Raw genomic sequence first — 25,878 nt, 5'->3', positions numbered from 1 at the left:
CGACCCCTTACAGCTTCATCAGGCTGGCGTCGTCGACCGAGGCCGAGTGGCGGGAGCGGAACAACGACACGATGATCGCGAGTCCGACGACGACTTCCGCGGCGGCGACGACCATCGTGAAGAACGCGACGATCTGCCCGTCGAGGTTGCCGTGCATCCGGGAGAATGTGACGAGCGCCAGATTGCAGGCGTTGAGCATCAGCTCGACGCACATGAACACCACGATCGCGTTCCGCCGGACCAGCACCCCGGAGGCGCCGATCGCGAACAGCAGGGCCGCGAGGTAGAGGTAGTTGACCGGGTTCACTTGGCGGCCTCCGAATTCTCCGCCGCGGACGAGGGGTTGGCTTCGCGTGCCGCGGCGTCCGCGTCCTCGCGTCCGAGCCGCTCCCCGGAGCGCTGTTCCAGTGCCTTGAGATCGGCGAGGGACTGCTGTGAGACGTCACGGATCTGGCCGCGTCGGCGCAGCGTCTGCATGACGGTCAGCTCGGACGGCGTGCCGTCGGGGAGCAGGCCGGGGATGTCCACCGCGTTGTGCCGGGCGTAGACGCCGGGTGCGGGGAGCGGCGGGAGGTGCTTGCCGCGCACGCGCTCCTCGGACATCTCCCGCTGGGTCTTGGCCCGTTCGGTGCGCTCGCGGTGCGTGAGCACCATCGCGCCGACCGTCGCGGTGATCAGCAGGGCGCCGGTGATCTCGAAGGCGAAGACGTACTTGGTGAAGATGAGGTTGGCGAGCCCCTCGATGTTGCCGCCGTGCGCGGCGTTGGCGGCGCCGAGCCCGTTGAACGTGGACAGCGAGGCGTTGCCGATGCCCGCGATCAGCAGGATGCCGAATCCGAGGGAGCACCCGAGGGCCAGCCAGCGCTGGCCCTTGAGGGTCTCCTTGAGGGAGTCGGCGGCGGTGACGCCGACGAGCATGACGACGAAGAGGAACAGCATCATGATCGCGCCGGTGTAGACGACGATCTGGACGATGCCGAGGAAATACGCCCCGTTGGCGAGGTAGAACACCGCCAGGACGATCATGGTGCCGGCGAGCGAGAGCGCACTGTGCACGGCCCGCTTCAGCAGGACCGTGGAGAGCGCGCCGATCACGGCGACGGTGCCGAGGATCCAGAACTGGATGGCCTCGCCGGTCGAGGTGGTGGTGGCTGCGGCCAGCGCGTTCACGCCCCCACCCCCTTGTCCTGCCGGGCGTCGGCGGCGTGCGTGGACTCGATGGGGTCCTCGTCGGGCTTGTCGCCCTCGCCCTTGGACACGGCCGTCTGACGGACCGTGCCGGGCGCCGCCTCGGTGACTACTCCCCGGTAGTAGTCCTGCTCGTCCGTGCCGGGGAAGATCGAGTGCGGGCTGTCGACCATGCCTTCCTCCAGGCCCGCGAGCAGCTCGTCCTTGGTGTAGATGAGGCTCTCGCGGGTGGTGTTGGCCAGCTCGAACTCGTTCGTCATCGTCAGCGCCCGGGTGGGGCAGGCCTCGATGCAGAGTCCGCACAGGATGCAGCGCGCGTAGTTGATCTGGTAGACGCGGCCGTAGCGCTCTCCCGGGGAGTAGCGCTCCTCCTCGGTGTTGTCCGCGCCCTCCACGTAGATCGCGTCGGCCGGACAGGCCCAGGCGCACAGCTCGCAGCCGACGCACTTCTCCAGGCCGTCCGGGTGGCGGTTGAGCTGGTGGCGGCCGTGGAAGCGGGGCGCCGTCACCTTCGGCGTCTCGGGATACTGCTCGGTGAGCCGCTTCTTGAACATGGCCTTGAAGGTCACGCCGAAGCCGGCCACGGGGTTCTGGAACTTGTCCCCCGACTCCCCCGCCCGGCCCGAGGACCCAGCGGATCCCGATGAGCCCGTGAGCTCTGGTTTCTCAGACACCGCCGGCCTCCTTTCCGTCACTCGCGTTTCCGTCACTCTGAGTATCCGGTCCACCACTGACAACGAGCTCGCGCTCCCGTCGTGGTGTGCGCCTGGGCACCGGCGGCAGGGTCTGTCCGGGCAGCGGTGGCACCGGGAACCCGCCCGCCATCGGGTCGAAGGCGGGCTCCGGTCCGGCCGCTTCCTCCTCGGTCCGGTTCCTGCGATCGCGGAACATGTCGACGACGAACGAGATCAGCAGGATCGCGATCACCGCCGCACCGACGTACAGCACGATCCGGGAGAAGTCGTAGCCCTCGTTGCGCAGGGCGCGGACGGTGGCGACGAGCATCAGCCAGACCACGGAGACCGGGATGAGGACCTTCCAGCCGAGCTTCATCAGCTGGTCGTAGCGGACCCGGGGCAGGGTGCCGCGCAGCCAGATGAAGAAGAACAGCAGCAGTTGGACCTTGAGGACGAACCAGAGCATCGGCCACCAGCCCTGGTTCGCGCCCTCCCAGAAGGTGCTGATCGGGTAAGGAGCCCGCCAGCCGCCCAGGAAGAGGGTCACGGAGACCGCGGAGACGGTGACCATGTTGACGTACTCGGCGAGCATGAACATCGCGAACTTGATCGAGGAGTACTCGGTGTTGAACCCTCCGACGAGGTCGCCCTCGGACTCCGGCATGTCGAACGGCGCCCGGTTCGTCTCCCCGACCATCGTGATGATGTAGATGATGAAGGAGACCGGCAACAGGATGACGAACCACCGGTCCGCCTGCGCCTCCACGATCGCCGAGGTCGACATCGACCCGGAGTAGAGGAACACCGAGGCGAACGCGGCGCCCATCGCGATCTCGTAGCTGATCATCTGGGCGCAGGAGCGCAGACCGCCGAGCAGCGGGTAGGTCGATCCGGAGGACCAGCCCGCCAGCACGAGGCCGTAGATGCCGACCGAGGCGACCGCGAGGATGTAGAGCATCGCGATCGGGAGGTCGGTCAGCTGCATCGTCGTGCGGTGCCCGAAGATCGACACCTGGTTGTCGGCGGGGCCGAACGGGATGACCGCGATCGCCATGAACGCCGGGATCGCGGCGATGATCGGAGCCAGGATGTAGACGACCTTGTCGGCCCGCTTGACGATGACGTCTTCCTTCAGCATGAGCTTCATGCCGTCGGCGAGCGACTGGAGCATGCCCCAGGGGCCGTTGCGGTTGGGGCCGATGCGCAGCTGCATCCAGGCGACGACCTTGCGCTCCCACACGATGGAGAACAGCACGGTCAGCATCAGGAACGCGAAGCAGAAGACCGCCTTGATGACGACGAGCCACCAGGGGTCGGTGCCGAACATCGAGAGATCCTCGGCGGCGAGGACGACGCCCTCGGGCGCCGTCGTGAGTGCGGCGAGGCCAGTCACGCTCGTACCTCCGATGGTTCGACGGGAGCACCCGGAGCGGCGGCGGGGCCGATCCGCACCAGGCCGCCGGGGTTCGCGCCGGTGTCGGCGGGGATGCCGCGCCCCACCGAGTTCAGCGGCACCCAGACCACCCGGTCCGGCATGTCGGTGACCGCGAGGGGCAGTTCGACGGTGCCCGCGGGGCCGGTGACGGCGAGCAGGTCGCCGTCCTTGACGCCGGATTCGGCGGCGGTGACCGCCGAGAGCCGGGCGACGGCCGCGTGCCGGGTCCCGGCGAGCGCGGTGTCGCCGTCCTGGAGCCGACCGAGGTCGAGCAGCATCCGGTGGCCCGCGAGGACCGCCTCGCCGTCGCCGGGCCGGGGCAGCGGCTGCGCGCTCTCGCGCGGGTCCTGGGCGTGGCCGCCCTCCCAGCCGCCGAGCCGGTCCAGCTCGCGGCGGGCGGCGGTCAGGTCCGGCAGGGCGAAGTGCACGTCCATGGCGTCGGCCAGCATGTGCAGCACCCGGGAGTCCGTCGGCGCCAGCGTCCGGGGCATCTGCTCCGGCTTCAGCGCCGCCTGGAACATCCGGGCCCGGCCCTCCCAGTTGAGGAAGGTGCCGGACTTCTCCGCGACGGCGGCGACCGGGAAGACCACGTCCGCCCGGGCGGAGACCGCGCTCGGCCGCAGCTCCAGGGAGACCAGGAAGCCGACCTCGTTCAGCGCCTGGATGGCGCGGTTCGGGTCGGGCAGGTCCTCGACGCCGACCCCGGCGACGAGCAGCGCGCCCAGTTCGCCGGTGGCCGCGGCCTCGACGATCTGGCCGGTGTCGCGGCCGTGGCGGGTGGGCAGTTCGGCCACGCGCCACAGCTCCGCGACCTCCTCGCGGGCCCGCGGGTCGGTGGCCGGGCGGCCGCCGGGCAGCAGGGTGGGGAGCGCGCCCGCCTCCACCGCGCCCCGGTCGCCCGCCCGGCGCGGGATCCACACCAGGCGTGCGCCGGTGGCGGTGGCGGTACGGACGGCCGCGGACAGCGCACCGGGCACCCCGGCGAGCCGTTCGCCGACGATGATCAGGGAGTGCTCACCGCGGAGCGCCTCGGCCGCGGCGGCCCCTTCGGCTTCCAGGCCGACGCCGCCCGCGAGCGCGTCCAGCCACTCGGTCTCGGTGCCGGGCGCGGCGGGCAGCAGCGTGCCGCCCGCCTTCACCAGGCCCCGGGTGGCGTGCGAGGCGAGGGCGAAGGTCTTCTGGCCGCTCTTGCGGTGGGCCTTGCGCAGCCGCAGGAAGACGCCGGGCGCCTCCTCCTCGGACTCGAACCCGACGAGCAGGACCGACGGGGCCTTCTCCAGCGCGGTGTACGTGACCCCCTCGCCGTCCAGGTCCCGGCCGCGTCCGGCGACCCGGGCGGCCAGGAAGTCGGCCTCCTCGGCGCTGTGGACCCGGGAGCGGAAGTCGACGTCGTTGGTGTCGAGGGCGACCCGGGCGAACTTGCTGTACGCGTAGGCGTCCTCGACGGTCAGCCGTCCGCCGGTCAGGACGCCGGTACGGCCGCGGGCGGCGAGGAGTCCGGCCGCCGCGGCTTCCAGGGCCTCGGGCCAGCTCGCCGGTTCCAGGACGCCCTCGGCGTTGCGGACCAGCGGGGTGGTGAGCCGGTCGCGCTGCTGGGCGTAACGGAAGCCGAACCGCCCCTTGTCGCAGATCCACTCCTCGTTGACCTCGGGCTCGTTGGCCGCGAGGCGACGCATGACCTTGCCGCGCCGGTGGTCGGTGCGGGTCGAGCAGCCGCCCGAGCACTGCTCGCACACCGAGGGCGTGGAGACGAGGTCGAAGGGGCGGGAGCGGAATCGGTACGCCGCCGAGGTCAGCGCGCCGACCGGGCAGATCTGGATGGTGTTGCCGGAGAAGTACGACTCGAAGGGGTCGCCCACGCCGGTGCCGACCTGCTGGAGGGCGCCACGCTCGATCAGCTCGATCATCGGGTCGCCCGCCACCTGGTTGGAGAACCGGGTGCAGCGCGCGCAGAGCACGCACCGCTCACGGTCCAGCAGCACCTGGGTGGAGATCGGGACGGGCTTCTCGAAGGTCCGCTTCTTGCCCTCGAAGCGGGAGTCGGCGCCGCCGTGCGACATCGCCTGGTTCTGGAGCGGGCACTCGCCGCCCTTGTCGCAGACGGGGCAGTCCAGCGGGTGGTTGATCAGCAGCAGCTCCATCACGCCCTTCTGCGCCTTCTCGGCGACAGGAGAGGTGATCTGCGACTTGACGACCATGCCGTCGGTGCAGGTGATGGTGCAGGAGGCCATCGGCTTGCGCTGGCCCTCGACCTCGACGATGCACTGGCGGCAGGCGCCGGCGGGGTCGAGGAGCGGGTGGTCGCAGAAGCGCGGGATCTCGATGCCGAGGAGCTCGGCGGCCCGGATGACCAGGGTCCCCTTGGGGACGCTGATCTCGATGCCGTCGATGGTCAGCGTGACCAGGTCCTCGGGCGGGATCGCCGCCTCGCCGCCCCCGGAGGGCGCACTCGTGGTGACTGTCATGCGTTCACCCCCCGGTGAGCGTTCTTGCCGTCGGTGTTCTTGTCGTCGGCCCAGGCCGTGGACCGGGCGGGATCGAAGGGGCAGCCCTTGCCCGTGATGTGCTGCTCGTACTCCTCGCGGAAGTACTTGAGCGAGGAGAAGATCGGCGAGGCCGCGCCGTCGCCGAGCGCGCAGAACGACTTGCCGTTGATGTTGTCGGCGATGTCGTTGAGCTTGTCGAGGTCGGCCATCTCGCCCTTGCCGGCCTCGATGTCGCGGAGCAACTGGACGAGCCAGTAGGTGCCTTCGCGGCAGGGTGTGCACTTGCCGCAGGACTCGTGGGCGTAGAACTCGGTCCAGCGGGTGACGGCCCGCACGACGCAGGTCGTCTCGTCGAAGCACTGGAGCGCCTTGGTGCCGAGCATGGACCCGGCGGCGCCGACGCCCTCGTAGTCGAGGGGGACGTCGAGGTGCTCCTCGGTGAACATCGGGGTGGAGGAGCCGCCCGGTGTCCAGAACTTCAGGCGGTGACCGGCCCGGATGCCGCCGCTCATGTCGAGGAGCTGGCGCAGCGTGATGCCGAGCGGGGCCTCGTACTGGCCGGGGCTGGTGACGTGGCCGCTGAGCGAGTAGAGCGTGAAGCCCGGGGACTTCTCGCTGCCCATCGACTTGAACCAGTCCTTGCCCTTGTTCAGGATCGCGGGAACCGAGGCGATGGACTCGACGTTGTTCACCACAGTGGGGCAGGCGTACAGACCGGCGACCGCGGGGAAGGGGGGCCGCAGCCGGGGCTGGCCACGCCGTCCTTCGAGAGAGTCGAGCAGCGCGGTTTCCTCACCACAGATGTACGCACCGGCGCCCGCGTGCACCGTGAGTTCCAGATCGAGTCCTGAACCCAGGATGTTCGTCCCCAGATAACCCGCCTCGTACGCCTCTCGCACGGCCTCGTGCAGTCGTCGCAGCACGGGGACGACCTCACCGCGCAGATAGATGAACGCGTGCGACGAACGGATCGCGTAACAGGCGATCACCATGCCCTCGATGAGGCTGTGCGGGTTGGCGAAGAGGAGAGGGATGTCCTTGCAGGTCCCCGGCTCCGACTCGTCGGCGTTGACCACCAGATAGTGCGGTTTGCCGTCGCCCTGTGGGATGAACTGCCACTTCATCCCGGTGGGGAAGCCCGCGCCGCCGCGTCCGCGCAGACCGGAGTCCTTGACGTACGCGATGAGGTCGTCGGGCGTCATGGCGAGTGCCTTGCGCAGCCCTTCGTAGCCCTCGTGGCGGCGGTAGGTGTCCAGGGTCCAGGATTCGGGCTGGTCCCAGAAGGCGGAGAGGACCGGTGCGAGCAGCTTCTCGGGGCTCGTCCCGTTGTGGTCGATCTCGGCGGCCAAGGTCATCACTCCCCCTCCTCGGCTGCGGGCCCGGCCGGGTGCTCCGGGTCGGAGGCCGAGGTCTGCTGCGGTGCGTCGTGCGAGCTGAGGTGCTCGGTCGGCGAAGGGTCGTGCGGCTGTGCGTCCTGCGGCTGTGCGTCCTGGGGCTTCGCGTCCTGCGGCTTCGCGTCCTCGGGCTGTCCGACGCGCGGGGAGACCACGCGCGCCTGCGGGAGCGCCTCGCCCTTCGCGAGCTTCAGCCCGACGAGGGAGGCGGGGCCCGCGCCGCCGGTCGCCTCGACGGCGCCGGGCCGCTCGTCGGGGAAGCCGGCCAGGATGCGGGCCGTCTCCTTGTACGAGCAGATCGGCGCGCCGCGGGTGGGCTCGACGGTCCGGCCGGCGATCAGGTCGTCGACGAGCTGCGTGGCGCTCTGGGGCGTCTGGTTGTCGAAGAACTCCCAGTTGACCATCACGACGGGCGCGAAGTCGCAGGCGGCGTTGCACTCGATGTGTTCGAGGGTGACCTTGCCGTCCTCGGTGGTCTCGTTGTTGCCGAGGTCGAGGTGCTCCTTGAGCGTGTCGAAGATGGCGTCGCCGCCCATGACCGCGCACAGGGTGTTGGTGCAGACGCCGACCTGGTAGTCGCCGCTGGGCCTGCGCCGGTACATGGAGTAGAAGGTCGCGACGGCGGTGACCTCGGCGGTGGTGAGGTCCAGCGTCTCGGCGCAGAAGGCCATGCCCGTACGGGAGACGTATCCCTCCTCCGACTGCACGAGGTGCAGCAGCGGCAGCAGGGCGGAGCGGCTGCCGGGGTAGCGGGCGAGCACCTCCTTCGCGTCCGCGTCGAGCCGGGCGCGCACCTCGGCCGGGTAGGGGGTGGCGGGGAGCTGCGGCATCCCCAGACTGACGTCTTGGCGTGATGTGGTCACCGGTCGACGCCTCCCATCACGGGGTCGATGGACGCGACGGCGACGATGACGTCGGCGACCTGGCCGCCTTCGCACATCGCCGCCATGGCCTGGAGGTTGGTGAAGGACGGGTCGCGGAAGTGGACCCGGTAGGGGCGGGTGCCGCCGTCGGAGACGACGTGCACGCCGAGTTCGCCCTTGGGGGACTCGACGGCGGTGTACACCTGACCGGCCGGGACCCGGAAGCCCTCGGTCACCAGCTTGAAGTGGTGGATCAGGGCTTCCATCGAGGTGCCCATGATGTTCCGGATGTGGTCGAGCGAGTTGCCGAGTCCGTCCGGGCCGAGGGCGAGCTGGGCGGGCCAGGCGATCTTCTTGTCGGCGACCATGACCGGCCCGGGCTCCAGGCGGTCGATGCACTGCTCGATGATGCGCAGCGACTGGCGCATCTCCTCCAGGCGGATGAGGAAGCGCCCGTAGGAGTCGCAGGTGTCGGCGGTCGGGACCTCGAAGTCGTAGGTCTCGTAGCCGCAGTACGGGTCGCTCTTGCGCAGGTCGTGCGGGAGTCCGGCGGAGCGCAGCACCGGGCCGGTGGCGCCGAGCGCCATGCAGCCGGTCAGGTCGAGATAACCGACGTCCTGCATACGGGCCTTGAAGATCGGGTTGCCGGTGGCGAGCTTGTCGTACTCCGGCAGATTCTTCTTCATGGTCTTGATGAACTCGCGCAGCCGGTCGACCGCGCCCGGGGGCAGGTCCTGGGCGAGGCCGCCGGGGCGGACGAACGCGTGGTTCATCCGCAGGCCGGTGAACAGCTCGAAGAGGTCGAGAACCAGTTCACGATCGCGGAAGCCGTAGATCATGATCGTGGTCGCGCCGAGCTCCATGCCGCCGGTGGCGATGCACACCAGGTGCGAGGAGAGCCTGTTGAGCTCCATCAGCAGCACGCGCAGGACGGTGGCCCGGTCGGGGATCTGGTCCTCGATGCCGAGGAGTTTCTCGACGCCCAGGCAGTACGCCGTCTCGTTGAAGAACGGCGTCAGGTAGTCCATCCGCGTGACGAAGGTGGTGCCCTGCGTCCAGTTGCGGAATTCGAGGTTCTTCTCGATGCCGGTGTGGAGGTAGCCGATGCCGCAGCGGGCCTCGGTGACGGTCTCGCCGTCGATCTCCAGGATGAGGCGCAGCACACCGTGCGTGGACGGGTGCTGGGGGCCCATGTTGACGATGATGCGCTCGTCGTCGGACTTCACCGCGGATTCGACGACCTCGTCCCAGTCGCCGCCGGTGACCGTATATACAGTCCCCTCGGTGGTCGCTCGGGGTGTCGCGTGGGGAGTGGTCATCAGGAGTACGACCTCCGCTGGTCCGGAGCCGGGATCTGGGCGCCCTTGTACTCGACGGCGATGCCGCCGAGGGGGTAGTCCTTGCGCTGCGGGAAGCCCTGCCAGTCGTCCGGCATCATGATCCGGGTCAGGGCCGGGTGCCCGTCGAAGACGAGCCCGAAGAAGTCGTACGCCTCGCGCTCGTGCCAGTCGTTGGTCGGGTAGATCTCGACGAGCGACGGGATGTGCGGGTCGCTGTCCGGGGCGGACACCTCCAGCCGGATCAGCCGGCCGTGGGTGAGGGACCGCAGGTGGTAGACGGCGTGCAGCTCGCGGCCCTTGTCGCCCAGGAAGTGGACGCCGCTCACGCCCGTACAGAGTTCGAAGCGCAGGGCGGGGTCGTCGCGCAGGGTGCGGGCGACCTGGACCAGGTGTTCGCGGGCGATGTGGAAGGTCAGCTCGTCGCGGTCGACGACCGTCTTCTCGATGGCGTTGGAGGGGAGCAGGTCCTGTTCCTCCAGGGCCCCTTCCAGCTCGTCGGCCACCTCGTCGAACCAGCCGCCGTACGGCCGGGAGGCGGCTCCCGGCAGGGTGACGGTGCGGACGAGGCCGCCGTAGCCGGAGGTGTCGCCGCCGTTGTTCGCGCCGAACATGCCCTTGCGGACGCGGATGACCTCGCCGCCGGTGTCGCGCGGGGCGGGTACGGCGTTGCCGTTCCGCTCGCCGTTCGCGTCGGAGTTCTCGGTCACCGCAGCAGCCCCTTCATCTCGATCAGGGGCAGTGCCTTGAGGGCCGCTTCCTCCGCCTCGCGGGCGGCCTCCTCCGCGTTGACCCCGAGCTTGGAGGTCTGGATCTTCTCGTGGAGCTTGAGGATGGCGTCCAGCAGCATCTCGGGGCGTGGCGGACAACCCGGCAAATAGATATCGACCGGGACAATGTGATCAACACCCTGCACAATGGCGTAATTGTTGAACATTCCCCCTGATGACGCACAAACCCCCATGGAAATGACCCACTTGGGATTCGGCATCTGGTCGTAGACCTGCCGCAGGACGGGCGCCATCTTCTGGCTCACCCGTCCCGCGACGATCATCAGGTCCGCCTGCCGCGGCGATCCGCGGAAGACCTCCATCCCGAACCGGGCCAGGTCGTAGCGGCCCGCACCGGTCGTCATCATCTCGATGGCGCAGCAGGCCAGTCCGAACGTGGCCGGGAAGACGGACGACTTCCGCACCCAGCCCGCGGCCTGCTCGACCGTGGTCAGAACGAAGCCGCTCGGCAGTTTCTCTTCGAGTCCCATGGTGTGCCCCTCAGCCCCTCAGTCCCATTCCAGGCCGCCGCGACGCCACACATACGCATAGGCGACGAAGACGGTGAGCACGAAGAGCAGCATCTCCACGAGCCCGAAGATCCCCAGGGCGTCGAAGGAGACCGCCCAGGGATAGAGGAAGACGATCTCGATGTCGAAGACGATGAAAAGCATCGCCGTCAGGTAGTACTTGATCGGAAAGCGGCCGCCTCCGGCGGGAGTCGGGGTGGGTTCGATGCCGCACTCGTACGCTTCGAGCTTTGCCCGGTTGTACCGCTTGGGGCCGATAAGCGTGGCCATGACCACGGAGAAGATCGCAAACCCTGCCCCGAGGGCGCCGAGCACGAGGATGGGCGCGTAGGCATTCACGCTCCTCGCTCCTTCCAGTCGTCCTTGACCTGTGGACCGCATCGGGCGACCGGCTCACTGCCTCACCAAGATCGTGTACATGTGAGGCAGTTCACAAGCCCGACTGCCCCGCATCCTATGCCCGCCCCCCTGTGATCTGCGACACGGGGTACGACAACGGCTTTGTGATCTCCACCACCTGACGAACGATCATGAAGTCGTATGAGCGGTGATCTTCGTACGCGAAGCGGCCGAGTGATCACGAGACGTGACATTCGATGGTGTTACCGCTGGTCAAAGGCGTGCCGCGCTATCAATCGACGGCCTGTACAAGCAAATTGGCGATGGAATGCCCTGGGGTGATAAAGGCCTCGACCGAGATCGACGACCGCCCGCACGAGGGGCGGCGAGGACCGATGCGGACATGTGCACGCATTCACGAACTTCCGGATCACGCATCCGGAGAGCGCCCGTCCGCCGGTCCGCTCGTCCGGTCATCGGCTCGCCGGCCGCGGACGCCCACGCGGATGACGGGCGCGAGGGTTGCCCGTCCCGGTGGAGCCGCTCTGTGACCTGCACCACTCGCCCCCGCCCCCCGGAAAGCCGGGCTTGGCCATCGGTGTGAACGGATGGTAAGCGACGGGCAATTCGGGCGTATTACCGAAAGGCAGTGATCACGGGCCTAACGACGGGCGCCCGATTTGCCCGTTACGGCGTCAATAAGGGTGCCCAGAAAGCGGATTCACAGATTCCGAACGTAACTGTGTCGCAACACACGTTTCTTGATGGGACCCCTACAGCCCTGATAGCGCTAGTACCCATGTCCCACACCGCTCACATACCCAGCCACCGGAAGCCCCGTCAGCGCGCCTCGAAGTCGGCACTGCGAGCCGGAGTTGCCGGTGGCGTCCTCAGCACCATCGCGGTCGCGGGTGCCGCCGGTCCGGCCCAGGCCGAGCCGGTGACCCAGACGATCGAGATGCCCACGATCACGTCCGGCTTCTCCACCGCTGTGGCCGCCTCCGCCCAGGCCACACAGCAGGTCGCCCTCGACCTGGAGACGCAGGCCGACGAGGACGCCGCGGCCGAGAAGGCCGCGAAGACGGCCAAGAAGGCCCACGCCGAGGCCGTCCGCAAGGCCGAGGCCGAGAAGAAGGCCGAAGCCGCCGCCAAGGCGAAGGCCGAGGCAGAGGCCAAGGAGCGCGCCGAGCGCGCCTCCCGGACCTCCGAGCGCACGACGCTCAGCGCCTCCTCGGGCTCCTCGGACTCCTCGGACTCGGGCAGCTCCGCCTCCGCGCCCTCCTCCTCCTCGAACTCCTCCTCCTCGAACGTGAGCGGCTCCGCCGCCTCCATCGTGGCGTTCGCCAAGGCGCAGGTCGGCGACGCCTACGTGTCCGGCGGCACCGGCCCCAACGCGTGGGACTGCTCCGGTCTGGTCCAGGCCGCCTACCGCACGGCGGGCATCGACCTGCCGCGCGTCTCGCAGTCCCAGTCGACCGCCGGCACCCAGGTCTCCCTGGACAGCCTCCAGCCCGGCGACATCCTTTACTGGGGTGGCGCGGGCAGCGCGTACCACGTCGCGATCTACATCGGTGGCGGCGAGTTCGTCGGTGCGCAGAACTCCAGCACCGGTACGGTGCAGCGCTCCATGGACTACGACCGGCCGACCGGCGCGGTCCGCGTTCTCTGATTCACAAGCGCCCGTCGGCGCTCAGGTCGACAGCCTCCAAGGGCCGCCGCTCCCCCGCTCGGGGGCGGCGGCCCTTCGCCGTCGTCGCGGCGACGAGCAGGGCCAGGACCATCAGCAGAGCGCTCACCCAGACCGGAGCCCGGTAGCCGAAACCGGCGTCCAGGGCCAGGCCGCCCGCCCACGGGCCCACCGTCGCCCCCAGGTTGAACGCGGTCGTCGAGCCCGCGCCGGCCAGCGTCGGGGCCCCTGACGCGAGGCCCAGGACCCGGGTGATCAGGGCGGTGCCCGTGCCGAAGGCGAGCATGCCGAGCAGCGGGATCAGTGCCAGGGCGAGCACCGGGCTGCCCGCCGCGAGGGCGAGTGCCGCCCAGCCGAGAGGGAGGGCGGCCATGCCCGTGGCGACGACGGCGACCGGGCGGGCGTCGGCGAAGCGGCCCGCCACCGTGACCCCGGCGAACGAGCCCGCCCCGAAGAGCGCGAGGGACACCGGCACCCAGCCCGCGCCCAGGCCGGTCTCCCTGGTGAGGAGCGGCTCCAGGTAGGAGAACGTGCAGAAGGTCGCGCCCTGCACCAGGGCCATCGTGAGCAGGACCGGCCGCAGCCGGGGGCCGGTCAGCGCGCGCAGTTCGTCCCGTACGGGTACGGGAGCGCCGGTGTCCGTGGCCCGGCCGCCCGGGATGGAGCGCAGGACCGCGAGGACGGCGGGCAGCGAGACGATCGCGACCGCCCAGAAGGCCGACCGCCACCCCCAGTGCTCCCCGAGCAACGCGCCGGCCGGTACGCCCACCACGCAGGCGACCGTCACGCCGCCGACCACCACGGCGGTGGCCCGGCCCTTCAGCCGGTCGGGGACCATCGAGACGGCCGTGGTCAGCGCGACCGCCCAGAAGCCCGCGTTGGCGAGGGCGCCGACGAAGCGGGTCGCGAGGAGCACTCCGTAGCTCGGGGTGAGAGCACCGACGACATGGACGGCGACGAACACCGCGAGGAAGAGGAGCAGGGCGCGACGACGGGGCCAGGCGCGGCTGGAGAGCGCCATCAGGGGCGCGCCGACCACCATCCCGACGGCGAAGGCGGAGGTGAGGAGGCCGGCGGCGGCGAGGGAGACGTCGAGGTCGGCGGCGATGCCCGAGACGAGCCCGGACAGCATGAACTCGGAGGTGCCCTGGGCGAAGACCGCGAGCCCGAGGACGTAGACAGCGATTGGCATGGGTGGAAAGCCCCTTGGACGGAACCGTCGGGTGGACAGACAGACCGGGATGCGGGGATACGGGCGCGCGGACGCCCGCCGGTGGTCCGGCGGGGCGGCGCGGAGGAGTGCCCGGCGGTGATCGCCCGGCGGCACGAACTCCGCGTACGGCGCTGCTTCGGCGCGTACGCGAGAGGGAACGGCCCGTACCCGCGGTGAGCCGGGGGGGGCGTGGAACCGTGACGAAGGGGCCGGTGACCCGTGGGTCAGCCGGCGACGCTCAGCACGAACACGGCCACCGGCGCACCGGTGGCCGGAGTCTGTCGGACTCGGGGCTGGTCATGACGAGGAGGCTACCTGCCGGACGGCGGGGCCTCCAGCGGATTTCCGGGCCGGAGGGCCGCCGTCCGGAGGGCCTCCGGCCGGAGGGCCGCCGCCCGGATCAGCGGCGGCGGGGGCGGCGGTTGGTCCGCTCCGGCTCCTTGGCCGAGGTGGTGGGCGCGGGCGGCGCGTCGTACGGGGCGTCGAAGTCCTCGTCCTCGTCCGTCGCGGTCGGGTCCACGGCGAAGCGGGGCTCCAGGAAGAGCCCGTGGTGCTGGGGCAGGGAGGCGGTGGTCATGGCTGTCTGTCCTTGGGGTCGAGCAGCGCTGTATCGGCTTGTTCCGTACCCCGCTGGCCTGCGTTCGGTGTGAGCGTGCGTCAAGAAGAGTGGCACGCACCGCGTGCCGCCACTGCGGGCGGGGGCGGGCGGGCGCCGTCCGGTCCGGTACTGCCGACGACCGGGGGCGCGCAAATCATCGCACACGATCACCTGGGGAGTTGGGGATTAACCGCCGACGTGAGGCGGAGTGCCGGAATCCGAAGGCCTCAGGGGACGACGCGGAAGTGCGTGGTCAGCCGCCGGTCCTCGCCCAGGACGTGGAACGCCAGCCCCGGCGGCTGGTCCCGGTCCGCCGGGCGGTCTCCCTCCCAGGGCATGCGCAGGGTCCAGGTGACGGCGGGGCCGACGATCAGGGGGCGGCCGCCGAAGACCGAGGCTGCGGCCGTGTGGGCGTGCCCGGTGAGGACGGCGACGACCCGCGGGTGGGCGGCGAGCAGGGTGGCGAGCCGCTCGGGCTCCTGGAGCATCCCGGCGTCCGGCAGCGGGTGGTGGAGCTCGACGGGCGGCTGGTGGAAGGCGATCAGCGCGGGGACGTCGGCGGGCAGCCCGGCGAGCGTGGCGTCGATCCAGGCCAGCGTCTCCGGGTCGAGGCGTCCCTCGTCGCGGCCGGGGATCGTGGAGTCGCACATCAGGACGGCGCACCCGGCGATGCGGTGGACCCGGTTGACGGGTGCGGTGTCGGGGGCTTCCCCGAGGAACGCCTTGCGGTAGGCGGGCCGGGCGTCGTGGTTGCCCGGGCAGGCGAGCACGGGGAACGGCGCGTCGAGCAGGCGTACCGCCTCCTCGTACTCGGCCTCGGCCGCGTGGTCGGCGATGTCCCCGGTGACCAGCAGCGCGTCGACGGGACGCGGCAGGGCCCGCAGATGGTCCATGACGCGGGCGGCCCGCCGGGTCGCGCGTTCGCCGCCGTCCAGGTGCAGATCGCTGATCTGGGCAAGCAACATAAGCAGCCCTCCCTCATCTAACGTTAAATTTCATTATTCCGTTAGGACTCCCGAGACTCTAAAGTGACGAGCGCGAACGTTCAAGAGGCGGCGAGGGGAGCGGCCGGTGACCCAGCGGCCCGTCATGGAACTGGCGAGCACCATTCGGCACGACGGCGACGGCGGCGTCCTCGACGACCTCGCCACCGTCGAAGGGGCGGCCCGGTGGATCCGGCGGCAGAGCGGACTGCTGAGCCCGCTCGCCCCGGCCGGGAAGCACGACGTGGGGGAACTCGTCGTCGACGAGGAGCTCAGGGACACGGTCATCGGTGTACGGCGGGCCGTGCGGGCCCTGTTCGCACGGGTGGTCAGCCCGGCCCCGCCCAGCCCGGCCGACGCCCACCGCCTGATGCCCGCCGAGGAGGCCCTGACCCTCCTCAACGCGGCAGCCGCCAGGGAACCCGTGGCCCCCCAACTGCTCTGGCCCGCCGAAGGGCTCCCCGCGGCCGGGCTGTTGTCGGCCGAGGGCGATCCACGCGTACGGCTCGTCGCGGCGCTGGCGCGCGATGCCGTCGACTTCCTGAGCGGTCCGCAGCGCGAGCGGCTGCGGGCCTGCCACGCGCCGCGCTGCGTGCGGTACTTCATCAGGAGCCACGGCCGGCAGGAGTGGTGCAAGCCCTCCTGCGGCAACCGGGCCCGGGTGGCGCGCCACTACGGGCGCACGCGCGATGCGGCGACGGGTGAAGGGCCCGCCCCACGGTGAGATGTACGCGGCAAGAGGCCCCACGCCGTGCGACGTACTCATGGAGCCGGTTGGCCGCCGTCCGGTCGCGCTCACCACCCGGGGGCTCGTCGTCGTCCACGTACAGGACCGCCTGCGTGCGGCGGGCGCCCGGCCGCGGGCCTCAGGCCTTCGGGGCCACCTTCGACAGGCCGTTGATGATGCGGTCCATCGCGTCGCCGCCCTGCGGATCGGTCAGGTTGGCCAGCATCTTCAGGGTGAACTTCATCAGCAGCGGGTGGGTCAGGCCGCGCTGGGTGGCGATCTTCATGATCTTCGGGTTGCCGATCAGCTTCACGAAGGCGCGGCCCATCGTGTAATAGCCGCCGTAGGTCTCCTTGAGCACCTTCGGGTAGTTGTTCAGGGCCAGTTCGCGCTGGGCGGGGGTGGCGCGGGCGTGGGCCTGGACGATGACGTCGGCCGCGATCTGGCCCGACTCCATGGCGTACGCGATGCCCTCGCCGTTGAACGGGTTGACCATGCCGCCCGCGTCGCCGACGAGGAGGAGGCCCTTGGTGTAGTGCGGCTGGCGGTTGAAGGCCATCGGGAGGGCCGCGCCGCGGATCGGCATCGTCATGTTGTCCGGGGTGTAGCCCCAGTCCTCCGGCATCGAGGCGCACCAGGCCTTGAGGACCTCGCGCCAGTCCAGCTCCTTGAAGGCGGAGGAGGAGTTGAGGATGCCGAGGCCCACGTTGGAGGTGCCGTCGCCCATGCCGAAGATCCAGCCGTAGCCGGGCAGCAGCCGGTCCTCGGAGCCGCGCTTGTCCCACAGCTCCAGCCAGGACTCCAGGTAGTCGTCGTCGTGGCGGGGCGAGGTGAAGTAGGTGCGCACGGCGACGCCCATGGGGCGGTCCTCGCGGCGGTGCAGGCCCATCGCCAGGGAGAGCCGGGTGGAGTTGCCGTCGGCGGCGACGACGAGCGGGGCGTGGAAGGTGACCGGGGTCTTCTCCTCGCCGATCCTCGCCTCGACGCCGGTGATGCGGCCGGTGCGCTCGTCCTTGATGGGCGCGCCCACGTTGCACCGCTCGTACAGCCGGGCGCCGGCCTTCTGCGCCTGCCGGGCCAGCTGCTCGTCGAAGTCGTCGCGCTTGCGGACCAGACCGTAGTCCGGGTAGGAGGCGAGGTCGGGCCAGTCCAGCTGGAGCCGCACACCGCCGCCGATGATCCGCAGGCCCTTGTTGCGCAGCCAGCCCGCCTCCTCGGAGATGTCGATCCCCATGGAGACGAGCTGCTTCGTGGCGCGGGGCGTGAGCCCGTCGCCGCAGACCTTCTCGCGGGGGAAGGCGGTCTTCTCCAGGAGCAGGACGTCGAGTCCGGCCTTGGCGAGGTAGTAGGCGGTCGTGGAGCCGGCTGGGCCCGCTCCGACGACGATCACGTCCGCGCTGTGCTCGGAGAGGGGCTCGGTCACGGTCGGATCTCCCGAAGACTCGAATTCGCGTGCCGCGCGGCACATGTCCCGTGCAGTCTATGGGGGCCTGCGAACCAACCCTCCGAAGGGCTCCCTCATGTCGACAGCACCTGTCACGCCCCCCACCTCGGCCCCCGCCGTACACCTCCGTGTTCCGACCGACGAGGACGCCCTGAGCTGGCACCGGGTCTTCGACGACCCGCAGGTCATGGAGTTCTTCGGCGGCCGGAGCTCGGAGCTCTCCGCGTACGAGGAACTCACCGCGCGCCAGCGGCGGCACGACGCGGAGCTGGGCTACTGCCTGTGGACCGTCACGGACGCGGAGGACGCCGTCCTCGGCTTCACCGGGGCGCAGCCGTGGCCGCACACGCATTACGGGCCGGTCGGCGCGACCGAGATCGGCTGGCGGCTGGGGCGTGCGGCGTGGGGCCGGGGTTACGCCACCGCCGCGGCCCGCACGACGCTGGAGCGGATACGGGCGGCGGGGGTGGGCGAGGTCGTCGCGATGGTCCACTCGCGCAACGCCCGGTCGATGGCGGTCGCGGAACGGCTCGGGATGCGGCGGGCCGAGTCGTACGCCACCCCGCGCGGGCAGGAGGCCGTCTGCTTCCGCCTGGAGCTGTGAGGGCCCGGGCCCGCCCGGAGCCGTGAGGGCCGGGCCCGCCCGGAGCCGTGAGGCTCCCGGACCTGCCTCAGGCGCGGGTGGCCCGGTGCAGGGCCACCACGCCGCCGGTCAGGTTGCGCCAGGCGACCTTCGACCAGCCTGCCTTCTGGAGCAGTGCGGCGAGGGCGGGCTGGTCGGGCCAGTCGCGGATGGACTCGGCGAGGTAGACGTACGCGTCCGGGTTGGAGGACACCGCGCGGGCGGCCGGCGGGATCGCCCGCATCAGGTACTCCGTGTAGACCGTGCGGAACGGGGTCCAGGTCGGCTGGGAGAACTCGCAGATCACGACCCGGCCGCCGGGCTTCGTCACCCGGTACAGCTCGCGCAGCGCGACCTCGGTGTCCTGGATGTTGCGCAGCCCGAAGGAGATCGTGACGGTGTCGAACGTCTCGTCCTTGAACGGCAGCTTCATGCCGTCGCCCGCGGTGAACGGCATCCAGGGGTGGCGCTCCTTGCCGACCTTGAGCATGCCGAGCGAGAAGTCGCACGGTACGACGTAGGCGCCCGCCTTCACGAAGGGCTGCGAGGAGGTCGCCGTACCGGCCGCCAGGTCGAGGATCTTCTGCGCGGGGCGGGCGTCGACCGCCGCCGCGACCGCCCTGCGCCACAGCCGGGCCTGGCCGAGCGAGATCACGTCGTTGGTCAGGTCGTAGTTGGCCGCCACACCGTCGAACATCGAGGCGACTTCGTGCGGCTGCTTTTCCAGGGAGGCTCGGGTCACCCGTCCATTCAAGCAGCCCGGCCGCGGGGATCAGTGAGGGCGGTCTCCCGCGATCGCGACGCGTTCGGCGACCCGGCGGTACGGGGCGTAGTCGTTGACCGCGTAGTGCTGGGTGGCCCGGTTGTCCCAGAACGCGACGTCGCCGGCGCGCCAGCCGAACCGCACCTGGAACTCCGGGGCGTGCGCCTGCTGGAACAGCAGCCGCAGCAGCCGGTCGCTCTCCGCCCGCCCGAAGCCCACGATCCGGGTGGTGAACGAGGCGTTGACGAAGATCGTCCGGCGCCCGGTGACCGGGTGGCGGCGCACCACCGGGTGCTCGACCGGCGGGAACTCCTCCTGGTGCGCCGCCAGCCGCTCGGGCGGGGTGAAGCGCGAGAACCCGGGGACGAAGTCGTGCACCGCCCGGGCCCCCTCGACACGCTCCTTCACCTCCTGGGGGAGGTTGTCGTACGCGGCGGCCATGTCCGCCCACAGCGTGTCGCCGCCGACCGGCGGGACCTCGCGGAGCTGGAGGACCGCGCCGAGGGCGGGGCGCTCGCGGAAGGTGACGTCCGCGTGCCAGACGTTCTCGAAGGTGGGGTGGGCGGTGCGGTCGAGACGGGCGACCTCGGGGTCGTCGCCGGTGGCGAGCAGCGGGTTCGTCTCCAGCTCGCCCCAGTGCCCGGCGAACGCGCGCTGCTGGTGCGAGGTGAGGTGCTGGTCGCGGAAGAACAGCACCTTCCACTCCAGCAACGCCCGGTCCAGCTCGGCGCGCAGGGCCGTCTCCAGCGGGCGGGACAGGTCGACGCCGTGGATCTCCGCGCCGATGACCCGGCCGAGCGGAACCAGCCGGAACAGCTCGTACGGGCGGTCGGTCCAGCCCTCCGGGACCCGGCGCAGCTCGCGCGGGCCCTCGTACAGGCCGTCGGCGGGGACGCGGTGTGCGCGCAGGGCGGGGGCGGGGGGTGTGGTGGTGATGGTCATGGTCCTTCTCCTCTCGGTGTACGGGGTCGGGTCAGCGGGCCGCGTTGCGCACCGCCGTGCCGATCTCGGCGCGCAGGGCGGCGTACGCGGGCAGTCCGCGCAGTTCGTCGGGGTCGGCGCCGGTGCGGGGCAGGTCGATCGGAAGGTCCAGGGCGACCGTTCCGGGGCGGTCGGTGAGGACGATCGCGCGGGTGCCGAGGAAGACCGCCTCGTCCACGCTGTGGGTGACGAAGACGCAGGTGGTCCCGGTCTCGGCGCTCACCGTGCGCAGGTCCTCCTGGAGCCGTTCCCGGGTGAGGGCGTCGAGCGCGGCGAACGGCTCGTCCAGCAGCAGGAGCCGCTTGCCGCCCGCCAGGGCGCGGGCGATGGCGACGCGCTGCTGCTGGCCGCCGGAGATCTGCCAGATGCGTCGGTGGGCGGTGTCCGCGAGGCCGACGCGCTCCAGCAACTCCGCTGTCCGCCCCGCCCGTTCGGCTCGGGGCACACCCGCGTACCTCAGCGCCAGGCCGATGTTGTCGCCGACCGTGCGCCAGGGGAAGAGGCGCGGCTGCTGGAAGACGATGCCCGCCCGGCCGCCGGGGCCGGGGCGCTCGCCGAACACCTCGACCGCACCCTCGGTGGTGTGCTCGAAGCCCGCGATCAGCCGCAGCAGGGTGCTCTTGCCGCAGCCGGAGGGGCCGACGAGGACCAGGAACTCACCTGCCGGGATGCCCAGGGAGAGGGGGCCGAGTGCGGTGACCGCGTCCGGGCCGCGTCCGTAGGTGTGCCGGACGTCCCGTACGGAGACGACGGGCCCGGCTTCGTGGGCCTCCGGGGCAGGGGCCTCCGTGGCCGAGGTCTTCCCGGTGTCAGGGGCTGACGGCATCGCTGAGCCCTTCCGCGTGGATGGCCCCGCGCAGGGCCTCGATGTCCGGTGCGGCGTCGATCTGCTTCTGGTCGACGAGGAACCGGGCGGCACTGTGCAGGTTGTCGGCCAGGCCGCCGGGCTTGCCGGGCGTTCCGAGCCACTTGGCGTCGGCCTGTTCGGCGGGCTTGAGGAAGATGCCCTGCTTCAGCTGGGAACCCGCCTCCGCCGGGCTGATGCCGAGCTGCTTGCCCACGGACGCCGAGGCGGCTTCGGGGTCGTCGTGGATCAGGTCCAACGCCCGGGCCTGTGCTGTGCGCCAGGCGGGCAGGACGTCCGGGTGGGCCTTGAGGAAGCTGGTGGAGGCGACGCCGAGGTCCAGCGTCGGCTTGCCGTCGGCGGCGAGTTCGCGGCTGGAGACGATGACCTTGCCGGTCTTCTTCAGCTCCTCCAGTGTCGGCAGCCACACATACGTGGCGTCGATGTCGCCACGCGTCCAGGCGGCCAGGATGTCCTGCGGTTCGAGGTCGAGGAGCTGGACCTTCGAGGCGTCCACCCCGGCCCGGTCGAGCGCGGCGAGCAGGCTGTAGTGGGAGGTGGAGCTGAACGGGGTGGCGACCTTCTTGCCCTCCAGGTCCTTCACCGAGGAGATCTCGGAGCCGTCGCGGGCGACCAGCGCCTCGTTGTCCCCGGCCACGTCGAGCACCCAGGTCACCTCGTACGGGATGTTCAGCGGCGCGGAGAGCCCCCGGGCCACCGGGCTGGACCCGATCGCGGCGAGGTCCACGGCCCCGGCGACGAAGGCGGTGTTGATGCTGGCCCCGGAGTCGAACTTGGTCCACTTGACCCGGTATCCGGGGAGCGCCTTCTCCAGCCAGCCCTTCTCCTTGACGATCAGGTCGCCGCTGGGGAACGCCTGGTAGGCGATGCGTATCGTCTTCCCGCCGCCGCCGCCGTCGCCGGAGCCGCCGCCCTGGCCGCACGCGGTCATCGCCAGCAGGGAGCCCAGGGCCGCGGCGAGGGAGGCGATGCGGAGCGGGCCGCGTGATCGGGGCATGTGGGTGTCCTTCGTACGGGAGGGGAGGTGGGTGGGCGGGAAGGGGGGCCGGTCACGTGTGGCCGCGCCACGGGGCGAGCCGGTCCGCCAGGAGGCGTAGGGCCGCGTCGATGAGCAGGCCGGAGAGGCCGATGGCGAAGAGGCCGAGCACGACGGTGTCGGACTGGTTGTAGCGCTGTGCGTCGCGGATCAGGCCGCCGATCCCCGGGAGCCCGTTGACGGTCTCGGCGGCGACGACGGAGGAGTACGCGATGCCGAAGGCGAGCCGGACGCCGACGAGGATCTCGGGCAGCGCGGAGGGCAGCACGACGGAGGTGACGACCTGTCCGCGTCGGGCGCCGATCGCGCGGGCCGCCTCGACCAGGGCCGTCGGCGCGGACGCCACGGCGGAGGCGGTGGCGACGGCGACCGGCGGCATCGCCGCGATGGCCAGCAGCCACAGCTTGGGCGCCTCGTCGATGCCGAACCAGATGATCAGCAGGCTGAAGTAGGCGAGCGGAGGCAGGGTCCGCAGGAACGCCACCGCGGGCTCCAGCACCACCCGGACCCACGGCAGCGTCCCCATGAGGACACCGGCCACGAGGCCCGCGACCACGCCCGCACCGGCCCCGACGAAGATCCGGCGCAGGCTGATCCCGAGGTGTTCGATCAGGGTGTGGCCCTGGTAGCCCCGGACGCCGTCGTGCGTACCGGAGGTCTCCAGCAGCGCGCTCCACACGGCGGCGGGCGAGGGCACCAGCACCGGCGACCACAGCTGGAGCGCGGTCACCAGCTGCCAGAGGCCGAGCAGGACGGCGAGCGCGAGGACACGCAGGCCGGTACGGCGCAGCAGCGCGGCACGTTCGGGACGGCGACGGGCGCCGCCGGCAGCGGCCGGCGGGCCCGGTGTCACGGGTCCGGCGGGCTCTGCGGGTTCGGCGGTCCGTTCCCGCACGGACGGGGAGGGCGGCATGGAGGGGTCTCCGGAGTCATGGAGCGTCGCCGGACCTGCGGACAGGCCGGAGGGCGGGGAGGGCGGACGGCCGCCCTGGGGACGCGAGGACGCGAGGGGCGGGGACCGGGTGCGGAGAAGGCGCGGAAGCCGCGGAAGGCGCGGCTACCGGGGACGACGCGCTCAGGCGTCACAGGGCATCACTGAGGATGCCGCGGCAGGCTCAACAACAAGCGCTGGAGACGCGGCAGAGATCGATGGGGAGGCACTCCACCAGAAAACGATCGACTGTCACGGGCGCTGTTCTAGCACAGCGCTTCACGCGGGCACCAGGCTCCGCCAGGGAGTGAGACGCCCCGGGACCGGTGCGTGGAACGGCGGCCGCTCCGTCGAGAAGCCGACGGGGAGGCGGCCGAGGGATCGGCCGAGGAGATGGCCCACACTTCCCTCGAACTGATCTTCACTTCTCTTCAACCTTTTCGGCACACGGGTGCTCTGTAAGGGGTGGGAGTCCGCCCCCGGGGCGGAGTTTCGGGGGAGCACGGAAGCGCGAGGAGAGAGGAGGGCGGATGCATGCCGGCTGGTGCTGAGCCCGCCATGGCCGACGGCGAGGGCGCCGCGTTCGAGGCGTACGCGCGGGCCGGGCAGCGCCGGCTGTACCGGACGGCCTACCTGCTGTGCGGAGACGTCGAGGGCGCGCAGGACCTGACGCAGACGACGCTCGCCAAACTGTTCCAGCACTGGCGGAAGGCGAGCCGTGCGGACAACCTCGACGCCTACGCCAAGACCGTGCTGGTCCGCACCTTCGTGGCCGAACGCCGCCGCACCGTCACCGATCTGCTCGCCCACAGACGCAACGCGCCCCGCCCGCAGCCCAATCCCGCACCGGGCGCCGACCTCCGGGTCACGCTGCTCGCCCTGCTCGCCGAACTCCCGCCCCGGGCCCGGGCGATGGTCGTCCTGCGCTACTGGGACGACCTGAGCGTGGAGACCGTGGCCTCGCTGCTGCGGTGCAGCGAGTCCACGGTGAAGAGCCAGTGCTCGCGTTCACTCGTCCGACTGCGCGCCCGGATGGGCGACGCCCAGCTCTACTCCACCGGAAGCTGAGGGCCGGTCATGATCCCTGAACCGCACGAGCACCTGCCGCCCCGCGCACACGACGAAGAGCTGTTCCGCGACGCCCTGCACCGGACCGTGGGCCCGCTGTCCCTCCAGCCGGACCTGGTCCCCGACGCCGTGCGGGAGGGCCACCGACGACGGGCCAGGACCCGTGCGCTCGCGGTGGCGGGCACCTTCGTCGCGGTCACCGCCGTGACCCTGGGCATCGCCGTGCTCGGCCCCTGGCTGCTGGCGGGGCCGGACTCAGAGCCCACCGGGCCCGCGGCGCCCGCCGGCCCGTCCCTCTCCCTGCCCGCGCCCACCCCGTCCCCCCAACGTACGGAGCCACGCCCCGACATGCCGAGCCCCACGTCCACCCCCGTGCCGACGGACTCCGCGGCCGTCCCCGCGACACCACCCCTCTCCACGCCCTCCGCGTCGGTCCCGCACGGTCTCGGCCCCGAGGAGACCCAGCGGCTGGAGAACTTCCGGCAGCAGGCGGCCGGGGCTCTGGACGCCCTGCTGCCCGCGTCGATCGGGACGGTCCAGCCGGTCGGCGACGAACCGGAGAGCTACCGGGGGCGGCGCGGCTCCATCGTGCACACCGTCCGCCTTTCGGTGCGCCCGGACCGGAAGGGCCCGGCGCCCGCCTGCCGCGACATCCCGGAGAAGGGGCTGACCTGCGGGGACCTCACCCTGGACGACGGCACGCCCGCCCGGGTGTACCGGCAGCCCGCCGAGGGCCGGACGGGCACGGAGGTCTCCCTCCAGTACCGTTCCGGCCGCAGCACGGTGGCCCTGTCCGTCTCGCCCGCGCCGTCCGGGGCGGGCGGCACTCCCGTCACCGCCGGGGACCTGGTCCGGGTCGTCGAGAGCCCGCGCTTCCGGGAGCTGATCGCGTACGCCGACCAGAACCCGGTGCCGTTGAGCGGGGCCGCCTCGTGACGCGCCGCCGGCCCACGGGCACCCTGCCGCGCGCGTACGGCGAACCGGACCGCGACGAGGACACGTTCCGGCTGCGCGTGCCGCCGCCCCGGGCCCCGGGGCGCGCACCGGGCCGCGCACGGTCGACGGCCCGCTCGCTGGTACGCCGCAGACGCCGCAACCGGCGCCGGGCGGCCTCGCTCACCGTGCTGGCCCTCGTGGTCGTGGCGGGCGCGGCCCTGCTGGTCGGCCGCCCCTGGCAGGACGGGGGCGGCCCGGCGGACGCGGCGGCGCCGGGCTCGTCCCGTACGGCCCCGGCGGGCGGACCGGACAACGCGTCGGAGCCGCTGGAGGACCCCCCTCCGTCCACTCCCCCGCCGTCCCCGTCCCCGACTGCCTCCGCCCCGGCCTCGGACGGGAAGGACGGCGACGTACGGGCCGAGGACATCCCCGCCTCGGGCCCCGGCACGTTCACCGTGGCCCGTGCGGGGGTCGACGCGAAGGGCAGGGGGAGCGCCTACCGGGTCGAGGTGGAGGACGGCAGCGGCGTCGACCCCGACCGGGCAGCCGAGGAGATAGCCGCCGTTCTCGCCCACCCGCGCGGCTGGAGCCACGACGGCGATCACACGTTCCGTCAGGTCGCCGACGGACCGGCCGGGCTGGTGATCAAGATCGCCACCCCGGCGACGACGGACCGGATCTGCGGCGAGTACGGCCTGAGGACGCGCGGCGAGGTCAACTGCCGGGGCGGCGAGAAGGTGATGGTCAACCTGAAGCGCTGGCAGCGCGGTTCGCCGCAGTTCGACGGGCCCGTGGCGGAGTACCGGGCGCTGATCGTCAACCACGAGGTCGGCCACTGGCTGGGGCGCGGCCACGAGACCTGCCCGGGGAAGGGGCGCCCCGCTCCCGCGATGATGCAGCAGATCGACGGGTTGAAGGGCTGCGTCGCCAACGCCTGGCCGTACGACGCGAAGGGACGCTACCTGGGCGGCCCGAAGGTGCCGTGAGCTTCCCTTGGGGACCCGG

At 71.4% G+C, this 25,878-nt stretch carries 26 protein-coding genes; 6 read left to right on the top strand and 20 right to left on the bottom strand.

The genetic code is table 11. The features are described 5' to 3' along the window. Positions 1 to 7: 7 nt before the first annotated feature. From nuoK to ACIRJT_RS01385, 11 genes are read right to left on the bottom strand one after another with little or no spacing between them, the layout of a single operon-like run. Complete coding sequence (gene nuoK / locus ACIRJT_RS01435; protein WP_003967074.1) at positions 8 to 307, bottom strand: NADH-quinone oxidoreductase subunit NuoK; 300 nt, start codon at positions 305 to 307, stop codon at positions 8 to 10. After that, the gene (locus ACIRJT_RS01430; protein ID WP_403903053.1) at positions 304 to 1,170 is read right to left on the bottom strand and encodes an NADH-quinone oxidoreductase subunit J; all 867 of its coding nucleotides are present in this window, start codon (positions 1,168 to 1,170) and stop codon (positions 304 to 306) included. The genes nuoK and ACIRJT_RS01430 overlap by 4 nt, the downstream gene beginning before the upstream one ends. Beyond that, entirely contained in the window at positions 1,167 to 1,862 is a 696-nt protein-coding gene (gene nuoI / locus ACIRJT_RS01425; RefSeq protein WP_403903050.1) for an NADH-quinone oxidoreductase subunit NuoI, read from the bottom strand. Before nuoI ends, ACIRJT_RS01430 begins: the two co-directional genes overlap by 4 nt. Further along, positions 1,855 to 3,258, bottom strand: a complete 1,404-nt coding sequence (gene nuoH, locus ACIRJT_RS01420) for an NADH-quinone oxidoreductase subunit NuoH (protein WP_403903047.1) — start codon at positions 3,256 to 3,258, stop codon at positions 1,855 to 1,857. Before nuoH ends, nuoI begins: the two co-directional genes overlap by 8 nt. Further along, positions 3,255 to 5,765 (bottom strand): NADH-quinone oxidoreductase subunit G, encoded by a 2,511-nt coding sequence (locus ACIRJT_RS01415; protein ID WP_403903044.1) that lies wholly within the window; start codon positions 5,763 to 5,765, stop codon positions 3,255 to 3,257. Before ACIRJT_RS01415 ends, nuoH begins: the two co-directional genes overlap by 4 nt. Next, a complete protein-coding gene (nuoF, locus tag ACIRJT_RS01410) occupies positions 5,762 to 7,144 on the bottom strand; it encodes an NADH-quinone oxidoreductase subunit NuoF (RefSeq protein ID WP_371625239.1) in 1,383 nt (460 codons plus the stop codon). The genes ACIRJT_RS01415 and nuoF overlap by 4 nt, the downstream gene beginning before the upstream one ends. After that, the gene (gene nuoE, locus ACIRJT_RS01405) at positions 7,141 to 8,010 is read right to left on the bottom strand and encodes an NADH-quinone oxidoreductase subunit NuoE (RefSeq protein ID WP_403903041.1); all 870 of its coding nucleotides are present in this window, start codon (positions 8,008 to 8,010) and stop codon (positions 7,141 to 7,143) included. The genes nuoF and nuoE overlap by 4 nt, the downstream gene beginning before the upstream one ends. A gap of 29 nt (positions 8,011 to 8,039) precedes the next feature. Further along, complete coding sequence (locus ACIRJT_RS01400; RefSeq protein ID WP_371625238.1) at positions 8,040 to 9,362, bottom strand: NADH-quinone oxidoreductase subunit D; 1,323 nt, start codon at positions 9,360 to 9,362, stop codon at positions 8,040 to 8,042. Beyond that, positions 9,362 to 10,090: an NADH-quinone oxidoreductase subunit C gene (locus ACIRJT_RS01395; protein WP_403903038.1), complete on the bottom strand. Its 729-nt coding sequence runs from the start codon at positions 10,088 to 10,090 to the stop codon at positions 9,362 to 9,364. The genes ACIRJT_RS01400 and ACIRJT_RS01395 overlap by 1 nt, the downstream gene beginning before the upstream one ends. Further along, positions 10,087 to 10,641, bottom strand: coding sequence for an NADH-quinone oxidoreductase subunit B family protein (locus tag ACIRJT_RS01390; RefSeq protein WP_371625236.1), 555 nt, complete (start codon positions 10,639 to 10,641; stop codon positions 10,087 to 10,089). The genes ACIRJT_RS01395 and ACIRJT_RS01390 overlap by 4 nt, the downstream gene beginning before the upstream one ends. Positions 10,642 to 10,659: 18 nt before the next feature. Next, positions 10,660 to 11,019, bottom strand: coding sequence for an NADH-quinone oxidoreductase subunit A (locus ACIRJT_RS01385; protein ID WP_003967084.1), 360 nt, complete (start codon positions 11,017 to 11,019; stop codon positions 10,660 to 10,662). Between the two features lie 799 nt (positions 11,020 to 11,818). On the opposite strand from ACIRJT_RS01385, the gene ACIRJT_RS01380 reads away from it, so the two are divergent. Then, positions 11,819 to 12,688 carry a C40 family peptidase gene (locus tag ACIRJT_RS01380; protein ID WP_403903035.1) on the top strand — a complete coding sequence of 290 codons (870 nt, stop codon included), beginning with the start codon at positions 11,819 to 11,821 and terminating at the stop codon, positions 12,686 to 12,688. Position 12,689: 1 nt separating this feature from the next. Here the strand turns inward: ACIRJT_RS01380 and ACIRJT_RS01375 are convergent, their stop codons facing one another. The 3 genes from ACIRJT_RS01375 to ACIRJT_RS01365 all read right to left on the bottom strand — a co-directional run bounded on the left by ACIRJT_RS01375 (position 12,690) and on the right by ACIRJT_RS01365 (position 15,482). After that, positions 12,690 to 13,898 (bottom strand): Cmx/CmrA family chloramphenicol efflux MFS transporter, encoded by a 1,209-nt coding sequence (locus ACIRJT_RS01375; RefSeq protein WP_403903032.1) that lies wholly within the window; start codon positions 13,896 to 13,898, stop codon positions 12,690 to 12,692. Between the two features lie 421 nt (positions 13,899 to 14,319). Further along, positions 14,320 to 14,496: a hypothetical protein gene (locus tag ACIRJT_RS01370; RefSeq protein WP_203685532.1), complete on the bottom strand. Its 177-nt coding sequence runs from the start codon at positions 14,494 to 14,496 to the stop codon at positions 14,320 to 14,322. Between the two features lie 248 nt (positions 14,497 to 14,744). Further along, entirely contained in the window at positions 14,745 to 15,482 is a 738-nt protein-coding gene (locus tag ACIRJT_RS01365; RefSeq protein WP_403903029.1) for a metallophosphoesterase, read from the bottom strand. A gap of 124 nt (positions 15,483 to 15,606) precedes the next feature. On the opposite strand from ACIRJT_RS01365, the gene ACIRJT_RS01360 reads away from it, so the two are divergent. After that, on the top strand, positions 15,607 to 16,224 hold the full coding sequence (locus ACIRJT_RS01360) for a CGNR zinc finger domain-containing protein (protein WP_403904396.1): 618 nt from the start codon (positions 15,607 to 15,609) through the stop codon (positions 16,222 to 16,224). A 142-nt stretch (positions 16,225 to 16,366) separates the two neighbouring features. On the opposite strand, the gene ACIRJT_RS01355 is transcribed toward ACIRJT_RS01360, so the two are convergent. Then, the gene (locus ACIRJT_RS01355; protein ID WP_403903027.1) at positions 16,367 to 17,650 is read right to left on the bottom strand and encodes a geranylgeranyl reductase family protein; all 1,284 of its coding nucleotides are present in this window, start codon (positions 17,648 to 17,650) and stop codon (positions 16,367 to 16,369) included. Between the two features lie 97 nt (positions 17,651 to 17,747). Here ACIRJT_RS01355 and ACIRJT_RS01350 point away from each other — a divergent pair, with 97 nt between their 5' ends. Further along, the gene (locus ACIRJT_RS01350) at positions 17,748 to 18,275 is read left to right on the top strand and encodes a GNAT family N-acetyltransferase (protein ID WP_403903024.1); all 528 of its coding nucleotides are present in this window, start codon (positions 17,748 to 17,750) and stop codon (positions 18,273 to 18,275) included. A gap of 67 nt (positions 18,276 to 18,342) precedes the next feature. On the opposite strand, the gene ACIRJT_RS01345 is transcribed toward ACIRJT_RS01350, so the two are convergent. The 5 genes from ACIRJT_RS01345 to ACIRJT_RS01325 are packed head-to-tail and all read right to left on the bottom strand — an operon-like array spanning position 18,343 to position 22,851. Continuing rightward, positions 18,343 to 19,035: a demethylmenaquinone methyltransferase gene (locus ACIRJT_RS01345; RefSeq protein WP_403903021.1), complete on the bottom strand. Its 693-nt coding sequence runs from the start codon at positions 19,033 to 19,035 to the stop codon at positions 18,343 to 18,345. 30 nt (positions 19,036 to 19,065) lie between these two features. Beyond that, a complete protein-coding gene (locus tag ACIRJT_RS01340; RefSeq protein ID WP_403903019.1) occupies positions 19,066 to 19,998 on the bottom strand; it encodes a TauD/TfdA dioxygenase family protein in 933 nt (310 codons plus the stop codon). Between the two features lie 31 nt (positions 19,999 to 20,029). Then, positions 20,030 to 20,863 (bottom strand): ABC transporter ATP-binding protein, encoded by an 834-nt coding sequence (locus ACIRJT_RS01335; RefSeq protein ID WP_403903016.1) that lies wholly within the window; start codon positions 20,861 to 20,863, stop codon positions 20,030 to 20,032. Then, positions 20,847 to 21,899: an ABC transporter substrate-binding protein gene (locus ACIRJT_RS01330; RefSeq protein ID WP_403903014.1), complete on the bottom strand. Its 1,053-nt coding sequence runs from the start codon at positions 21,897 to 21,899 to the stop codon at positions 20,847 to 20,849. The genes ACIRJT_RS01335 and ACIRJT_RS01330 overlap by 17 nt, the downstream gene beginning before the upstream one ends. Positions 21,900 to 21,951: 52 nt before the next feature. Then, entirely contained in the window at positions 21,952 to 22,851 is a 900-nt protein-coding gene (locus tag ACIRJT_RS01325; RefSeq protein ID WP_403903012.1) for an ABC transporter permease, read from the bottom strand. A 576-nt stretch (positions 22,852 to 23,427) separates the two neighbouring features. On the opposite strand from ACIRJT_RS01325, the gene ACIRJT_RS01320 reads away from it, so the two are divergent. The 3 genes from ACIRJT_RS01320 to ACIRJT_RS01310 are packed head-to-tail and all read left to right on the top strand — an operon-like array spanning position 23,428 to position 25,859. Continuing rightward, positions 23,428 to 23,937, top strand: coding sequence for a SigE family RNA polymerase sigma factor (locus ACIRJT_RS01320; RefSeq protein ID WP_403904393.1), 510 nt, complete (start codon positions 23,428 to 23,430; stop codon positions 23,935 to 23,937). Between the two features lie 9 nt (positions 23,938 to 23,946). Beyond that, positions 23,947 to 24,873 carry a hypothetical protein gene (locus tag ACIRJT_RS01315; protein ID WP_403903009.1) on the top strand — a complete coding sequence of 309 codons (927 nt, stop codon included), beginning with the start codon at positions 23,947 to 23,949 and terminating at the stop codon, positions 24,871 to 24,873. After that, entirely contained in the window at positions 24,870 to 25,859 is a 990-nt protein-coding gene (locus tag ACIRJT_RS01310; RefSeq protein WP_403903007.1) for a DUF3152 domain-containing protein, read from the top strand. Before ACIRJT_RS01315 ends, ACIRJT_RS01310 begins: the two co-directional genes overlap by 4 nt. Positions 25,860 to 25,878: the final 19 nt, after the last annotated feature.

Source organism: Streptomyces sp. NPDC102283, assembly GCF_044766265.1.
In the GTDB taxonomy this organism is placed as follows: Bacteria; Actinomycetota; Actinomycetes; order Streptomycetales; family Streptomycetaceae; genus Streptomyces.
This window is presented reverse-complemented; position numbering and strand designations above follow the sequence as displayed.

Bases quoted from the DNA above. Each gene is read 5' to 3' on its own strand.
- ACIRJT_RS01380 (WP_403903035.1), top strand. From the start codon at position 11,819: ATGTCCCACACCGCTCACATACCCAGCCACCGGAAGCCCCGTCAGCGC.
- ACIRJT_RS01320 (WP_403904393.1), top strand. From the start codon at position 23,428: ATGGCCGACGGCGAGGGCGCCGCGTTCGAGGCGTACGCGCGGGCCGGG.
- nuoE (WP_403903041.1), bottom strand. From the start codon at position 8,010: ATGCCGCAGCTCCCCGCCACCCCCTACCCGGCCGAGGTGCGCGCCCGG.
- ACIRJT_RS01350 (WP_403903024.1), top strand. From the start codon at position 17,748: ATGTCGACAGCACCTGTCACGCCCCCCACCTCGGCCCCCGCCGTACAC.
- ACIRJT_RS01335 (WP_403903016.1), bottom strand. From the start codon at position 20,863: ATGCCGTCAGCCCCTGACACCGGGAAGACCTCGGCCACGGAGGCCCCT.
- ACIRJT_RS01370 (WP_203685532.1), bottom strand. From the start codon at position 14,496: ATGACCACCGCCTCCCTGCCCCAGCACCACGGGCTCTTCCTGGAGCCC.
- ACIRJT_RS01415 (WP_403903044.1), bottom strand. From the start codon at position 5,765: ATGACAGTCACCACGAGTGCGCCCTCCGGGGGCGGCGAGGCGGCGATC.
- ACIRJT_RS01340 (WP_403903019.1), bottom strand. From the start codon at position 19,998: ATGACCATCACCACCACACCCCCCGCCCCCGCCCTGCGCGCACACCGC.
- ACIRJT_RS01330 (WP_403903014.1), bottom strand. From the start codon at position 21,899: ATGCCCCGATCACGCGGCCCGCTCCGCATCGCCTCCCTCGCCGCGGCC.
- ACIRJT_RS01375 (WP_403903032.1), bottom strand. From the start codon at position 13,898: ATGCCAATCGCTGTCTACGTCCTCGGGCTCGCGGTCTTCGCCCAGGGC.
- ACIRJT_RS01325 (WP_403903012.1), bottom strand. From the start codon at position 22,851: ATGCCGCCCTCCCCGTCCGTGCGGGAACGGACCGCCGAACCCGCAGAG.
- ACIRJT_RS01315 (WP_403903009.1), top strand. From the start codon at position 23,947: ATGATCCCTGAACCGCACGAGCACCTGCCGCCCCGCGCACACGACGAA.
- ACIRJT_RS01400 (WP_371625238.1), bottom strand. From the start codon at position 9,362: ATGACCACTCCCCACGCGACACCCCGAGCGACCACCGAGGGGACTGTA.
- ACIRJT_RS01365 (WP_403903029.1), bottom strand. From the start codon at position 15,482: ATGTTGCTTGCCCAGATCAGCGATCTGCACCTGGACGGCGGCGAACGC.
- ACIRJT_RS01390 (WP_371625236.1), bottom strand. From the start codon at position 10,641: ATGGGACTCGAAGAGAAACTGCCGAGCGGCTTCGTTCTGACCACGGTC.
- ACIRJT_RS01360 (WP_403904396.1), top strand. From the start codon at position 15,607: ATGGAACTGGCGAGCACCATTCGGCACGACGGCGACGGCGGCGTCCTC.